The sequence below is a fragment of the Algibacter aquimarinus genome (genome assembly GCF_039543265.1).
GTDB lineage: Bacteria > Bacteroidota > Bacteroidia > Flavobacteriales > Flavobacteriaceae > Algibacter_B > Algibacter_B aquimarinus.
Map to the genome: position 1 here is coordinate 54,565 of NZ_BAABJK010000007.1, position 16,231 is coordinate 70,795.

Annotated in this window: 9 protein-coding genes; all 9 read right to left on the reverse strand. The window is 35.2% G+C overall.

Translation table 11 applies throughout. The features are described from left to right. Window position 1 precedes the first annotated feature (1 nt). On the reverse strand, window positions 2-958 hold the full coding sequence (locus ABD939_RS11370; protein ID WP_345168610.1) for a PorP/SprF family type IX secretion system membrane protein: 957 nt from the start codon (window positions 956-958) through the stop codon (window positions 2-4). A gap of 27 nt (window positions 959-985) precedes the next feature. Further along, window positions 986-5,695, reverse strand: a complete 4,710-nt coding sequence (locus ABD939_RS11375) for an Ig-like domain-containing protein (protein WP_345168612.1) — start codon at window positions 5,693-5,695, stop codon at window positions 986-988. Window positions 5,696-5,918: 223 nt separating this feature from the next. After that, a complete protein-coding gene (locus tag ABD939_RS11380) occupies window positions 5,919-7,712 on the reverse strand; it encodes a cytochrome c oxidase subunit I (RefSeq protein WP_345168614.1) in 1,794 nt (597 codons plus the stop codon). A gap of 29 nt (window positions 7,713-7,741) precedes the next feature. After that, window positions 7,742-8,815 (reverse strand): cytochrome c oxidase subunit II, encoded by a 1,074-nt coding sequence (locus ABD939_RS11385; RefSeq protein ID WP_345168616.1) that lies wholly within the window; start codon window positions 8,813-8,815, stop codon window positions 7,742-7,744. A 29-nt stretch (window positions 8,816-8,844) separates the two neighbouring features. Then, window positions 8,845-10,218 carry a quinol:cytochrome C oxidoreductase gene (locus ABD939_RS11390; RefSeq protein WP_345168619.1) on the reverse strand — a complete coding sequence of 458 codons (1,374 nt, stop codon included), beginning with the start codon at window positions 10,216-10,218 and terminating at the stop codon, window positions 8,845-8,847. Between the two features lie 20 nt (window positions 10,219-10,238). Next, window positions 10,239-10,790, reverse strand: coding sequence for a c-type cytochrome (locus ABD939_RS11395; RefSeq protein WP_345168621.1), 552 nt, complete (start codon window positions 10,788-10,790; stop codon window positions 10,239-10,241). Window positions 10,791-10,798: 8 nt separating this feature from the next. Beyond that, window positions 10,799-11,329, reverse strand: a complete 531-nt coding sequence (locus tag ABD939_RS11400; protein ID WP_345168624.1) for a DUF3341 domain-containing protein — start codon at window positions 11,327-11,329, stop codon at window positions 10,799-10,801. A gap of 9 nt (window positions 11,330-11,338) precedes the next feature. Then, on the reverse strand, window positions 11,339-13,075 hold the full coding sequence (gene nrfD / locus ABD939_RS11405) for an NrfD/PsrC family molybdoenzyme membrane anchor subunit (protein ID WP_345168627.1): 1,737 nt from the start codon (window positions 13,073-13,075) through the stop codon (window positions 11,339-11,341). Between the two features lie 28 nt (window positions 13,076-13,103). Beyond that, complete coding sequence (locus tag ABD939_RS11410) at window positions 13,104-16,211, reverse strand: TAT-variant-translocated molybdopterin oxidoreductase (protein WP_345168629.1); 3,108 nt, start codon at window positions 16,209-16,211, stop codon at window positions 13,104-13,106. Window positions 16,212-16,231: the final 20 nt, after the last annotated feature.

Below are 16,231 nucleotides of genomic sequence, written 5' to 3' on the forward strand. Positions count from 1 at the left end.
TTTAGAAGAATCTTGGTGAACGGTCGTAACCTCCTTTGAAACCGAATAAATCGACATCAAACAAAATGAAGATTTCGTGCGACCCTGAATTAAAGTCACCTAAGTTAGAAGTTGTAAAATCGTAAGCATATCCAATGCGTAATTCTGGACTTATTCTAAAATTGACTAAACCACTAATGGCATCTCCTAAACGGTATCCCAATCCAGCTTCTAATCTTTCATTTATTAAAACATTTGCTGTAATATCTACTGCTAGCGGTGCTCCTTTTACAGCTCTTGCCATAAACGCAGGTTTTAACTTTAGGTTTTGATCAATATCAAAAACGTAACCTCCTGTTAAAAAATAATGTACATTTTGTACTCCTGTTGCTCTTACTCCATTTTCTGTTTCAAGATGTTTAGTTGATAACATATTTGGAGCCGATAAACCTAAATAATAATTATCGGTAAAGAAGAAAGCACCAATTCCTATGTTTGGGAATACTTTACTCACGTTCTCATTAAAAGCGACATCTGTAGTTGTGTTTCCAGATTGTAATATGAAACCATCAAATGTCGTATCGAAAAACGTAAATCCTCCTTTTAATCCGAAGGATATTTTACTTTCAATTCCTACAGGTAATACGTAAGCGAAATCTACAAATACATTGTTTTCGTTTACAACATCACCAATATTATCATTTGTAAAAGAGATACCCATCTCAATTTTATCATTTATGGGTGTGTGAGCAAAAAAGGTTCCTGTTTTGGGAGCTCCTTCTAAACCAACCCATTGCGTTCTGTAAAGTGCACCGAGGTTTAAAATACCTTCATCTGCAGTTGCGTAAGCTGGGTTTATTACACTCATATTATACATATACTGTGTAAATTGAGGATCTTGTTGTGCGTTGCTTTGAAAGGACAAAACGATGATACTTAACAAAGCAGCTATTTTATGATATATATTTAAATTTTTCATTGTCTTAAATTTTGCTTTATATATAAATTATCTGCTTAAGTATAAGCGTCCTTGTTCTGGTTTGTTTTCATTGTCATTATATTTGAAAATATAGAAATACACGCCAACTGGTAAATTGCCATTAGAGACAACTCTAGATTGGTTTGATGTTCCATCAAATCTTGGTGTATTTGCATTTCCTTTGTAGACCACGTTTCCGTTTCGGTTAAATATTTCTATTTCGAAATTTGGATATAGAATGGCTAAATTATCTACATCAAACGTATCATTAACTCCATCTCCATTTGGTGAAAACCCATCTGGAATTATTAAATCTCCACACGATGTTAAATCGGGCGTAACTGCTAATCTTACACTACTTTCGCAGCCTGTTGCTAAATCTACTAAAACAGCATAGTACGTTGATCCATTACTTAATAAACTGCTGTCTGAGATAGCAGAACCTAAAGTATCATTGTCGTACCAAAGCACACTATATAAAGAGGAATCAAAATCTATATTAGATGTTAACTCGCCTATAGTAGGATTATCGTTAATACATAATTCTTGATTTGAAGATATCAACGTTGGTGTTGGAGCGTCGTTTATTGTAACTGTAATTAAAACACTTGTTGAAGACTCACAACCAGAACCGTTGGTTTGCGTTGCATAATAATCTTCACCATCAATTAAATTATCTGTTGAACCAGCAACTATTGTTAATGCTGCATCTTCATACCATATTATACTTCCTGCTGATGTAATACTAGCATCTAAATCTGAAACTAGAGGGCTATCACCCAAACAAAATTCAGGGTTAGGATCGCTTACAGTTGGTGTTGGCGTATCATCAATAGTTACTGTTATTTCAGCAGTGGCATCTGTTGTACAAGGCGATACCGCTACTACTGTATATGTATAAACTGCTGCTGCATCTAAATTTGGATCGAATTCTCCAGTTCCGCTAATTAAAGCAGGTGACCACGTTCCTCCACTTTGCGCGGCATTTCCTAGTAAAGGAAATAAATCCGTAACTCCATCAATTACACAAATTGTAACTGAATTATCTGTTCCAGCGTTTGGTGCTTGAGTAACTGTTACAACGATTTCACTTGATGCCGTTCCGCAGCCATTTGTTAAGGTATAAGTATATGTACCTGAAGTATCAACTAAAGGATCAAAAATACCTGAACCACTTGTTAATGCTGGTGACCATGTGCCTCCTGTGTCAGGAGTTCCTCCTAATTGGGTAAATAAATCTATAGTGCCATTATTACTACAAAGGTCTAATGGAGCACCATCTGTACCTGCATTTAAAGGTTCATCAATGGTTACTGTAATTATTGTACTATCATCAACGCATGGTGCTGTTGCTGTTACCAAATAAGTAAATTGATAGGTGCCTGCTGTAAGGCCAGTAGCATCTAAAAAATTACCAGTAAGTGCACCTGTTCCATCTGTATCTTGCCAAACACCACCTGTATCCTGTGTGCCGTCTAAACCAGTGTTTAAATCTATACCATTATTATTGTTACATGCTAATATAGCCGTGGTATTTGGGCTACCCGCATTTGGTGATTGATATATTGTAACCGCTACTGCTGTTCTTACTGATGATTCACAATTTGTTGAAGCATCTGTTTGAGTAGCATAATAGGTTTGACCATCAATCAAAGCATCTGTAGTTGCTAAAGGTGTACCTCCCGATAAAACATCGTACCATTGAATAGCATTTCCAGTGGCTGCTAGATCTGCAACTGTAGCCGTATCACAAAATTCCTGAGGCGATGTAGCCGAAGGTGCTGGTGTATCGTTAATAATAATACTAACTGTAACATTTACATCATCGCAAGTACCAATGGCATCTACATCATATGTAAAATTGTATGTTCCAGCTGGCAAACCACTAATATTGGCTGAGTTTCCTGTTAAACCTCCCGTAGCATCATCATCGTTCCAAACTCCCGTTTGATCTTCATTTTCTAGTAAAGAGAATAAATCTACAACAAAAACAATTCCTACATCAACTAAACAAACTTCTAGTGGTGGATTAACTGTTCCTGATTCTGGTGCATCTTCAACAGTTACAACAACAGTTGAACTATTTGTACAACCATTAGAATCTGTAATAGTGTATGTGAAATTATATGACCCTATTGTTAATACTGTTAAATCTACATCGCTTCCTGATAATGCACCTGTTGTATTATCATCTGTCCATGTTCCACCAGCATCTTCACCAGATAATTGTCCGAATAAATCTAACGGTGAATTTGCTACCAAATCATTTTCACAGAAAATGGCTGCACTTGGTGTACCAGTTTCTGGTGTTGGAAATACAATAATTTGTACTGTAACATCAACATCTGAACAACTTCCAATATCTGGAACTGAGTATGTATAATTATAAGTTCCATCTGTTAAGGTTGAAATATCTATCGGGTTTGTAGCTACACTTCCCGAAGTATCAGGACCTGTGTACCATGTTCCGTTTGTATCTTGTGTGCCATCTAAAAGTGTAAATAAATCGAATGGCGAATTGGCGCCTACATTTTCTTCACAAACTTCAAAAGGTGCTAATGCGTTTCCAGACTCTGGTGCATCTTCAACAGTTACTACAACAGTTGAACTATTTGTACAACCATTAGAATCTGTAATAGTGTATGTAAAATTATATGCCCCTATTGTTAATACTGTTAAATCTACATCGCTTCCTGATAATGCGCCTGTTGTATTATCATCTGTCCATGTTCCACCAGTATCTTCACCAGATAATTGTCCGAATAAATCTAACGGTGAGTTTGCTACTAAATCATTCTCACAGAAAATAGCTGCACTTGGTGTGCCGGTTTCTGGTGTTGGAAATACAATAATTTGTACTGTAACATCAACATCAGAACAACTTCCAATATCTGGAACTAAATATGTATAATTATAAGTTCCGTCTGTTAAGGTTGAAATATCTACCGGATTTGTAGCAACAGCACCCGAAGTGTCTGAACCTGTGTACCATGTTCCGTTTGTATCTTGTGTGCCATCTAAAAGTGTAAATAAATCGAATGGCGAATTGGCACCTACATTTTCTTCACAAACTTCAAAAGGTGCTAATGCGTTTCCTGATTCAGGTGCGGGCTCAACTGTAATTGAAATAGTTTCCATATCATCACATGTCCCATTTGAAATGGTGTAAGTAAACAAGTATGGACTTCCTGCAACTGTAAAGCCAGTAATATCAATTGAATTTGAGATTGTTGTGCTACTAGCATCTGTCCAAACACCACCGTTATTATCTTGAGAGCCATCTAAAGCATCAAATAAATTAAAAGGTGAATTAGCAACTAAGTCATTTTCACAAAAAATCTGATTCACAGCATTACCTGCTTCTGGATCTTGTAAAACTTCAACTTGAACCGTGGTAGATTCCTCCGGACAAGGATTAGGCAATACATTTTGAGTATAAGTGAAATTATAAATTCCTGGGGTTAAACCCGTTAAATCTATTGGAGATGTAACTATAGGGTCGGTACTTAAAGTACCTTGAGTCCATTGACCTCCGGCATCTTCATTATCCAATAAAGTTAGTAAATCGAATGCTGCTGGTAAATCTTTTTCACAAAAAACTGCCGGATTTATTGCAGCTACAGTACCTGATGTAAAGGTTTCATTTATAGTAATAGCTACATTTGCGGTTCGCTCTGGACATGCACCATTACTTGGCACTGTATAAACAAACGTATAAATTCCTGGAGTAGTTAAGGTTGTTATATTAACCGTTCCTAAATGCCCATTTGTAGTTGTAAGAGGTCCCGACCAAACACCAATGGTATCTTTAGGCCCTCCTAGTTCGTCAAATAAATCAAAATCTGTGGATGGTATATTATCATTACAATATTCTAAATTCGCTGGAGTACCTGGGTTATTTGGATCGTCAATTGTAACCGCTACTGCTATTGCATTACTATCACAAAAGAAATCATCAACTTGTACATAATATGTAGCACCATTTACTAAAGGTAAACTAGATGATAAAGCTGGAGGAATTGGATCTCCAAAACCATCAACATTTGCGTACCATCTAAAATTAGCTGTTGTTCCAGGGTCTAAACTTCCAATAGTTGGATTTGTGTCTGAACAAAACATTTGATTTATAGGTGGTGTAGGGTCAGCAGGTGACACAAATATTGCCGTGCTACCTATTTCTATTTGACTTCTACAACCTCCATTATCTACAAAAACAACATAATAAAATGAACCGCCAGTAGGAATTGCGTCTGTTGGGTTAGCTAAAATTGTAAGTTCTAAATCATCATATACTTCTACTGACCCACCTAAAGGCACATTTGGTTGAAGTACATCGTCAATGTAAGTTTGTACTGTTGGGTTTTCGTTACTACAATAAATTCCATCTAAACTTTGACCAGAATTATCAACTTGGAAATCAACTATAATTGATGGTCGTGTAACACATGTTTCACTTGTATTATCTGCATAATAAGTTACTCCTTCTAAAACTAATTGATTCATATCAATTGGTGATCCACCTGTAGGATTACTGAACCAAATAATACCGCCTCCGGTATCTGTTACATAAGTTGGATTACTCAAATCAGAAAATGTGAACCCAGAGGCATCACATATAGTAGGCGTGGGATCTGGAATTGTTGGACACTGAGCATTCAGTGAGAGTAGCGTCCAAAAGAATACCATTATAAAGGTAGCGAAACTTTTCTTATACCTTAAAAGGGGATTTGCTTTCATAAATTTAGGTTTATTAATAGCTTTAGTTTTGTTTTTAAATATTTTAGAACACACCCTAATAGTGTATTTCAAAATAAATTTACGATTGCAATTTAACTGATTTTTTTGTATTTCATCGATTTTTTTGTAATTTTTTTACATTTTATCGATAAAAAATGTTTTTAAACGACAAAACCCACCTGAATAAGTGGGTTTTAAATTATATGAGAAATTTTAAATACTACTAGTGCTGTAGTTCTTCTTCTCCGTCCTTTAAAGGAATATTTTGTGGAACAAAGTCTACATCGTGTCCTGGTTTACTATAATCGTAAGCCCAACGGTGTACGTGTGGAATTTCACCTGGCCAGTTCCCGTGCATATGCTCTACAGGAGCTGTCCATTCTAAAGTAGTAGACTTCCAAGGATTCTGTGTTGCTTTCTTTCCATAGAAAATGCTGCCAAAGAAATTGTATAAATATATTATTTGAACGACTCCTCCAACTAAAGCAAATATTGTAATTATAACATTCGCATTCGCTGTATCATCAAATAAAGGGAAATTACTGTTAGTGTAATAACGACGAGGTAAACCTGCCATACCTATAAAGTGCATAGGGAAGAATACACCATAGGCACAAACTGCTGTTACCCAGAAATGAATATAACCTAAATTTTTATTTAACATACGCCCAAACATTCTAGGGTACCAATGGTAAATACCTGCAAACATACCATACAATGCCGATATACCCATTACTAAGTGAAAGTGAGCTACTACAAAGTATGTATCATGTACATTAATATCTAAAGCAGAATCACCAAGAATAATTCCTGTTAAACCACCTGTTATAAATGTAGAAACGAAACCAATTGAAAATAACATTGCAGGATTCAATTGTAAATTACCTTTCCAGAGCGTAGTTATCCAGTTAAACGCTTTTACAGCAGATGGAATGGCAATTAATAAGGTTGTAAACGTAAATACAGACCCCAAAAATGGGTTCATTCCTGAGATAAACATATGGTGTCCCCAAACAATAGTTGAAAGGAATGCAATTGCTAATACCGATGCTATCATAGCTCGATAACCAAAAATAGGTTTACGTGAACTAGATGCCATAATTTCGGATACCAATCCCATTGCTGGTAAAATTACGATATATACTTCTGGATGACCTAAAAACCAAAACAAGTGTTCAAATAATACAGGTGAACCTCCTTGGTAATGTAATACTTCGCCTTGAATAAATATATCAGACAAGAAGAATGATGTTCCAAAACTTCTGTCCATGATTAATAATAACGCTGCAGATAATAATACTGGGAATGAAATAACACCTATTACTGCAGTAATAAAGAAACACCATATAGTTAAAGGTAGCCTTGTCATAGACATTCCTTTAGTACGCAAGTTTATTACTGTTACTATATAGTTTAATGAACCAAGTAAAGATGACGCTATAAATATTGCCATAGATACCAACCACAATGTCATACCCATACCAGAACCTCCTTGTGCTAATTCTATAGCACTTAATGGTGGATAAATAGTCCAACCCGCTGCCGCTGGTCCTGCTTCAACAAATAATGAAATAACCATAATTACACTTGACAAAAAGAATAACCAATATGATACCATATTTAAGAAACCTGATGCCATATCTCGTGCACCAATTTGTAATGGAATCAATAAGTTACTAAACGTACCACTTAATCCTGCAGTTAATACAAAGAATACCATAATAGTACCATGTATGGTAACTAAAGCTAAATAAATATCTGCATCCATAACACCATCTGGTGCCCATTTGCCTAGTAATGCCTCAAAGATAACATTAGGTTCTTCTGGCCATGCTATTTGCATTCTCATCATCATAGACATTAAAACCCCAATAACGCCCATTATAGTTCCCGTAATTAGGTACTGCTTAGCAATCATTTTGTGGTCTTGACTAAATATATATTTAGTCACAAATGTTTCTTTATGATGATGTCCGTGATCGTCGTCGTGAGCGTGGTTATCTGCGTGTGCTGACATAATCTTATATCGTGTTTATCTTTTTTTAATTAGTTTACTAGAGAGTTCTTGAATTCTTTTTGTTCTGCAATCCAAGCATCATATTCTTCTTGTGTTTCAACTACAATTTTCATTTGCATGTTGTAGTGAGATTTTCCACAAATTTTATTACATAAAAGCAAATAATCAAACTCGTAACGTTCTAAAGCTTCTTCACCTTTAGCAACTAATGCTTTACTTTTCTCAACTCTTATATTGTTAATATTCGTTACTTTCTCCTGCATTTGAGGTGTTTCTCTCATTTCAGCTGTGGTTATAGTTGGCGTAAAACCAAATTGAGTAATCATACCTGGAACACAGTTCATTTGCGCTCTAAAGTGAGGCATATATGCTGAGTGTAAAACATCTTGAGATCGCATTTTAAATAAAACCGGCCTTCCTACTGGTAAATGTAATTCTGTTGTGATTATATCATCTTGAGCATCTGGATCTGACTCATCTAAACCTAAAATATTAGCACGATCAATGTCTATTAAACGAACATTGGCTTTACCTAAGGTATTATCTGCACCACCATATCTGGCTTTCCAGTTAAATTGTTGTGCATATAATTCAACTACTAAAGGATCATCACTTTCATCAACACCCATAATGTTAATCCAAGTATTTAATCCGTATATAATTAAACCAGCCAAAACAATTACAGGAATAATCGTCCAAATAGCTTCTAATTTATTATTATCAGCAAAGAATAATGCCTTTTTACCCTTTTCTCCCTTGTATTTAAATGCAAAGTAGTGTAATAAAAACTGGGTAACAGTTTGAACAAAGAAGATGATTATCATGGAGATAATCATTAAATTATCAATTGTTGGTCCATGCTCTGAAGCAGAATTAGACACTAATGGTAAATCTCCCCATTTTACAAAAGACACAATAGTTATTACATAAATGAATGCTAAAAAGCCCATCATTAAGTAACCATTGATGCTATTATCTTTATCGGTTGCTACACCTGGGTTATCATTTTCATTTTTTGCTTGTGCTAAATCGAAAATTTTAACCATTTGCCAAATGGCAACTAAAATAAATACTAAAACTATAATTGTTAATAAAGCAGTCATTGTTATCGTTCGTCTTTATTTATATCTAATTAATAATGAAATTCTTCACTTTCTTTTCTAAAAGGATAACCTTTTACAAGTAAAGGTGCTTTTGTTAAAGCTGTGAATACTACAAATATGAATAATCCTGCAAATAGTAATACTGAGCCTATTTCTGGAATACCTATAAACCATCTATCGCCAACGGTAGCAGGCATAATCATATTGAATATATCTATGTAATGTCCAAATAAAATAACTAATCCTGCCATAACTACAAACCAAGGAATACGTTTGTAGTCTGCATTCATTAACATTAATATTGGGAATACAAAATTCATAACTACCATACCTAAGAAAGGTAATTTATAATCATTAAAACGCGTTACAAAATATGTTACCTCCTCTGGTATATTTGAATACCATATTAACATGAATTGTGAAAACCATAGGTATGTCCAGAAAATACTGAAAGCAAACATAAATTTAGCAACATCATGTAAATGGTTTTCATTTACAAAAGGTAAATAATCTCTAGATTTTAAGTAAAGTGTAATTAAAGCAATTACTGTTATACCACTTACAAACATGCTAGCAAAAACATACCATCCAAATAATGTTGAAAACCAGTGAGGGTCTACACTCATAATCCAATCCCAAGACATCATAGATTCTGTATATATAAAGAATACTAAAAATCCTGCAGAGATTCTAAATGATTTTTTAAAATTACTTTTATCTTCAGCAGTATCTTGAGCGATTGAAAATTTACGTGAAAAATGACGGTATAAACTCCAACCAGCAATAAATATTAAACCTCGAATTGTAAAACCTGTTAAGTTTAACCATCCTGATTTTCCTTCAATTAACTTATCATGAGCCACTACATCTGGATCCATCCAAATGAATAAATTGTAATGTCCAATGGTGCCTGAAGCAACTGCTATCGCTAATACAATTAATGCACCAGGTAATAAATAAGAGGTGATACCTTCCATAACTCTAAACAGTACGGGAGACCAACCTGCCTGAGAAGCTATTTGAATAGCATAAAATGCAAGAACTCCCAAAGCAATCATCATAAAGAAGAATGCTGCAACATAAAGCGCAGACCATGGTCGATTTGCTATTTGGTGCTGTACGTGCTCTACATGTTTTTTGTGTTCATCAACATGATGCTCACCTGCTTTTTCTGAATGCCCTTCATCGCCATGAGAATCTACTGTTGCATGTGCACCGTGACTCGCTTCATTATGTCCTGCCTCTTCTCCATGACCTCCAACATGGTGAGCCTCTTCTGCAAGTAAGGTTTCAACCTCTTCAAAAGATTTATGAGATGTCATAAAACCATATCCAACACCTAACAATCCTAAAATTATTAGTACGAAAGAAAATGTCTTTAATTTATTTGAAAATGTATACATATCTATATAATCTTATCTTCTTACTTTTCTAAATCTGCTTTCAACTTTAACACATACGAAACAACTTGCCAACGCTCTTCCTCATTTAATTGATTGGCGTAACTACCCATAGTGTTTTTTCCGTAATAAATTGTGTGATAAATACTTCCTTCGTTTATAGCTCTGCCTACATCATCATAGCTAGGAATTCCTAATATCTTTTCTCGTTGTACCAATTTACCTTGTCCATTACCTTTATTACCATGACAAATACCACAATAAATATCATATAATTCTTTACCTCTAACTAAATCTACTTGAGTAGAATCAATAGGGCTTAATAAAGTTGCTTTTGCTAACTCGTAGCCTTCTGTTGAATTTTCGATGTCAAAAGGCACAAAACCTCTAGGTATAGATCCCTCTGCTGGCAACTGTGCTTCAATTCCATTTGGAAATACGGCTTCACCATAAGTTTCATATCCAGCAGACTCATACATGTTAGGCATGAATTGATAGTTTGGTGCCGTATCTTTTTTACATGATACAGCTACTAAAACAACTGCTATTACTAATATTTTAATTAAGCTTTTCATATGTATTATTAATGGGCTTTATCAACTAAATTAACTTCAACGGCTCCAGTTTCTTTAAGTAAACTTTCTAATTCACTTTCGTTTCCATGAACTGCTATTTCCATTAAAAAATGGTCATCTGTAGTTCTTGGATCTGGATTTTCAGCATTTTTAAAAGGCCACATTCTACTACGTAAATAAAATGTAATAACCATTAAGTGTGCTGCAAAGAATACTGTAAGCTCAAACATAATAGGAACAAACGCAGGCATATTCTCTATATAACTAAAACTTGGTTTTCCTCCAATGTTTTGAGGCCAGTCTTCAATCATAATAAAATTCATCATTAATATGGCCACTGTTAAACCAACCAAACCATACATAAATGCTGTTATAGCAATACGTGTTGGCTCTAATCCCATGGCTTTGTCTAAACCGTGAACCGGAAATGGTGTATATATTTCTTCAATGTGATGTTTTTCTGCCTTAACCTTTTTAACGGCTGACATTAAAATATCATCATCGGTATAAATAGCGTGAATAACTTTTGAAGCTTCCATTGACTATGTTTAGTTTATTAATTTTTTAGCTTGTCCTGCCCAATCATCACGTTCTGCTCTTCCTGGGAAAGATTCAGTAATTGAGTCTAACAAATCATATTCTTTTTTCGTCATCTTACTAACTTGAAGGAAAGTATAAATACCAATGCTATTAAGCACACCCTCCATTTTAGGTCCAACTCCACTTATCTTCTTCAAATCATCAGCCTTTTGGGTAGCTGCATCAAAAACACCAATGCTCCCTAGTAAGCTATTTACTTTTTCAGAATTATCAGTAGAGGTATCCATATTTGATTCTGTAACTGGTTTTGTTACCGTATTACCAGATGTTCTTGCATCTGCACCAGTTCCTACTAAGCTATCACCTCTTTCTCTAATGTTTTTATAACGTTCACCTGAAGATTTAAGAATTGTTTTTACTTCTGCTTGAGCGATAACAGGGAATGTTCTAGAATAAAGTAAGAATAACACAAAGAAGAATCCTATTGTTCCAATAAAAATTCCAATATCCACAAATGTAGGCGAGAACATCGTCCATGATGATGGTAAGTAATCACGGTGTAACGAGGTTACAATAATTACAAAGCGCTCAAACCACATACCAATATTTACTACAATAGAGATAAAGAATGAGAACATGATACTTGTTCTTAATTTCTTGAACCACATAAATTGTGGAGAGAATACGTTACATGTCATCATCGCCCAATATGCCCACCAGTAAGGACCAGTTGCTCTGTTTAAGAAGGCGTATTGCTCATATTCTACACCAGAATACCACGCAATAAATAACTCTGTAATATATGCTACACCAACTATAGAACCTGTAATCATGATTACAATATTCATTAATTCGATGTGTTGTACTGTAATATAATCTTCAAGATTACACACTTTTCTCATAATGATGAGAAGCGTGTTTACCATAGCAAATCCCGAGAATACCGCACCTGCAACAAAGTATGGCGGGAATATGGTGGTATGCCAACCAGGAATAACCGATGTAGCGAAGTCAAACGATACAATAGTATGTACAGAAAGTACTAATGGTGTTGCTAAACCTGCAAGTACCAATGATACTTCTTCAAAACGTTGCCAATCTTTTGCTCTACCTGACCAACCGAAACTTAATAATGAATAGATTTTCTTTTGGAACGGTTTAATAGCTCTATCTCTAAGCATTGCAAAATCTGGTAATAAGCCAGTCCACCAGAATACTAATGATACTGATAAATATGTTGAAATTGCAAATACATCCCAAAGTAAAGGTGAGTTAAAGTTTACCCACAAAGAACCAAACTGATTTGGAATAGGTAATACCCAATAGCCTAACCACGGACGACCCATGTGTATAATAGGGAATAAACCTGCTTGAACAACCGAGAAAATCGTCATGGCTTCCGCAGAACGGTTAATCGCCATTCTCCATTTTTGGCGGAATAATAAAAGTACAGCAGAAATAAGCGTTCCTGCGTGACCAATACCTACCCACCAAACGAAGTTAGTAATATCCCAGGCCCAACCTACGGTTTTATTTAAACCCCAAGTTCCAATACCTGTAGATATTGTATAAATAATACATCCAATACCCCATAGAAAAGCCGCAAGTGAAATACCAAAAACTATCCACCATTGTTTATTTGCTTTTCCTTCAACAGGTTTTGCCACATCCACGGTAACATCATGGTATGATTTTTCTCCTGTAACTAAGGGTCTTCTAATAGGTGCTTCGTAATGAGACGCCATAATTATATAATTGATTCTTTAATTAAATTTATGCTTCAGTTGTATTTCTCACCTTAGTATGATACTGCACGTTAGGCTTAGTACCAACACTCTCTAATAAGTGATACATACGATCATCTTTTAAAAGTTTTGCAACTTTACTCTCTTTATCATTAATATCTCCAAAAGTCATTGCTCCATTGCTACAAGCTGCAGAACACGCTGTTTGGAATTCTCCATCCTTGATTTCACGACCATCACGTTTTGCATCAAGAATAGTTTTTTGTGTTTTTTGAATACACATAGAACATTTTTCCATAACACCACGGGAACGAACAACCACATCTGGATTTAATACCATACGTCCTAAATCATCATTCATATGATAATCGAACTCATCATTTCCATTGTATAAGAACCAGTTAAAACGACGTACTTTATAAGGACAGTTGTTTGCACAATATCTTGTACCAACACAACGGTTATAAGCCATATGGTTTTGACCTTGACGACCATGAGACGTTGCAGCTACTGGACATACAGTTTCACAAGGTGCATGATTACAATGTTGACACATTACTGGTTGGAAAGCTACTTGAGGATTAACAGAAGCATTTTCCATTTCACCAAACTCACTTAATGAGCTTCCTAATCCAGAAATATTATCTTTTTTATCGTTGTCTCCTTCAAATGATTCTTCAGATGAATAATATCTATCAATACGTAACCAATGCATATCACGGCTACGACGTACTTCAGTTTTTCCTACAACAGGTACATTGTTTTCAGCATGACAAGCAATAACGCAAGCACCGCAACCTGTACAAGCATTTAAATCTATAGAAAGATTAAAATGATGCCCAATAGAACGATCAAACTCATCCCATAAATCAACCTCTGGTGATGTCACTGGAGTTTCTTCATGATCTAAAGACACCATAGGAATTGGATTCCAGTGTTCTTTATCTTTAGTATTGAATATCTCTAAAGTTGTTTCTTTAATGATATCACCACGCCCCATTAATGTATTGTGCAATTGCACTGAGGCAAATTCATGCTCTCCAGCAGCAGCCTCAACTGTTACGTTTTGTACATTATTGAAACCTTGGTATAATTTGTAAGCATTAACACCTGTTTGCATTTCAGCTTTTAAGCCTAATGTTTTTCCATAACCTAATGCTAATCCAACAGAACCTTTTGCCTGTCCTGGTTGAATCATTACAGGAACTTTTATTGGTTCTTGTCCATTTAAAGAAACATTTGCATAACTACCATTTAAAGCACCATTTGCAACATGTTTATTCATTAAACCTAATGCATCAGCATCAGCTTTTGAAATCGTTAAATAATTATCCCAAGACGTTCTTGTTAAAGGGTCTGGAAATTCTTGTAACCATGGGTTGTTGGCTTGTTGTCCGTCACCCATACCTACCTTAGTATATAATGTTAATTCTAAACCTCCAGCTGGTTTAACAGAAGAGGCTAAAGCTCTTGCTGCATTTCCAGAAGGCGTTTCAGCAGTTTCTTCATTATTTTCTACAATAGAAGTATCTTCTATTTTGGTTGCTATACTTCCAACAAAAACACCATCGTGTAAAGCCTTATTAAAAGAGCTTCCATCTAAAATTGTTGTTCCCCAAGCATCTTTAATATAATCGTGATAAGAAACATCGTTTCCTGTCCATTTTAGTAAAGAGTCTTGAAATTGTCTTGTGTCGAATAAAGGACGAATAGTAGGTTGAGTTAAACTATAGTGTCCTTTTTTAATTTCAACATCGCCCCAAGATTCTAAATAATGAGGTACTGCTGCTATATATTGTGTTTCTGTAGATGTTTCATCTTCTTTCATAGAAAACGCTACAGACAATTCTACTTTCTTTAATCCTTCAGCAAATTCTGAAGCATTTGCCAAAGTATACATTGGATTAACACCACTCGTGATAAGTGCTCCAATTTTACCAGCTTTCATATCTGCTACTAATTGTGCTACAGCTTTATCACTACCTTGTCTCGTTTTAATTGGCGTTGCTTTATCAAAAGCTTTGCTTCCTAAAGCTTCATTTATTTCTAAAGCTACAGTTTGAGCATTTACATCTTGTATTCCTGTAACTACTAAACCATTACTACCTGCTTTTTTTAGTTGAGAAGCCGCTTTTTTAACAGCATCTTCAATATTTGCTGGCAACGAACCAGAAACTGATCCACCAACTACATAACTATACAATTTAGCTAATGCCAATTTTTGTTGTGATGGTGTCAAAGGCACACGTTTATCAGCATTTGCACCAGTTAACGACATGTTAGATTCAAACTGAATATGACGTGACATTTTACCATGATCTGGAACTCTGTTTTTAGAATACCCAGAATCAAAACCTCCACCTTGCCAATCTCCTAAGAAATCTGCACCAACAGAAACGATTGTCATCGCTTTAGAGAAATCGTAATTTGCTAATCCGCGTTCTCCATATTTAGCTTGGTAAGCATCCAATGCAGCTGATTCTGAAACAGCATCATATATTACATGACTAACATTACCATATTTTTCTTTAAACTCTGAAATTAACTTACTTGTTGACGGACTTGCAAAAGTTTGTGTTAATAACACAATACTTTTGTTAGCCGCAGCAATACTTGTTAATTTGCTGGTAGTTTCAGTATCAAATGTATCCCAAGTTGTTTTTTCTCCTGCTTTTATAGGGCCTTGAAGCCTTAAACTGTCATATAAACCTAAAACCGAAGCATTTACTCTGGCGTTTGCACTACCATTGGTAGAAGCCATAGCATTATTTTCAATTTTAATTGGACGACCCTCACGAGTTCTTACTAAAACACTTGCAAAATCAAATCCATCAGCAATTGTTGTTGCATAATAGTTAGCAACACCAGGAATTATTTCTGTTGGTTGCACTACATAAGGAATCGATTTTTTTACCGGTCCCTCACAAGCAGCTAAAGATGCTGCCGCAGTACTAAAACCTACATACTTTAAGAAATCGCGACGCGTTGTAGATGTTTCTTCTAATGTTTCTTTATCACCTAAAAATTCATCAGTAGGAATCTCAGCTACAAACTCGTTTTGCTTTAGCGTCTCAACAATAGAGCTATTTTCGTTTAGCTCTTCAACACTTTTCCAGTATTTCTTGTTTGATGACATATTGTTTACTAGTTATTAGT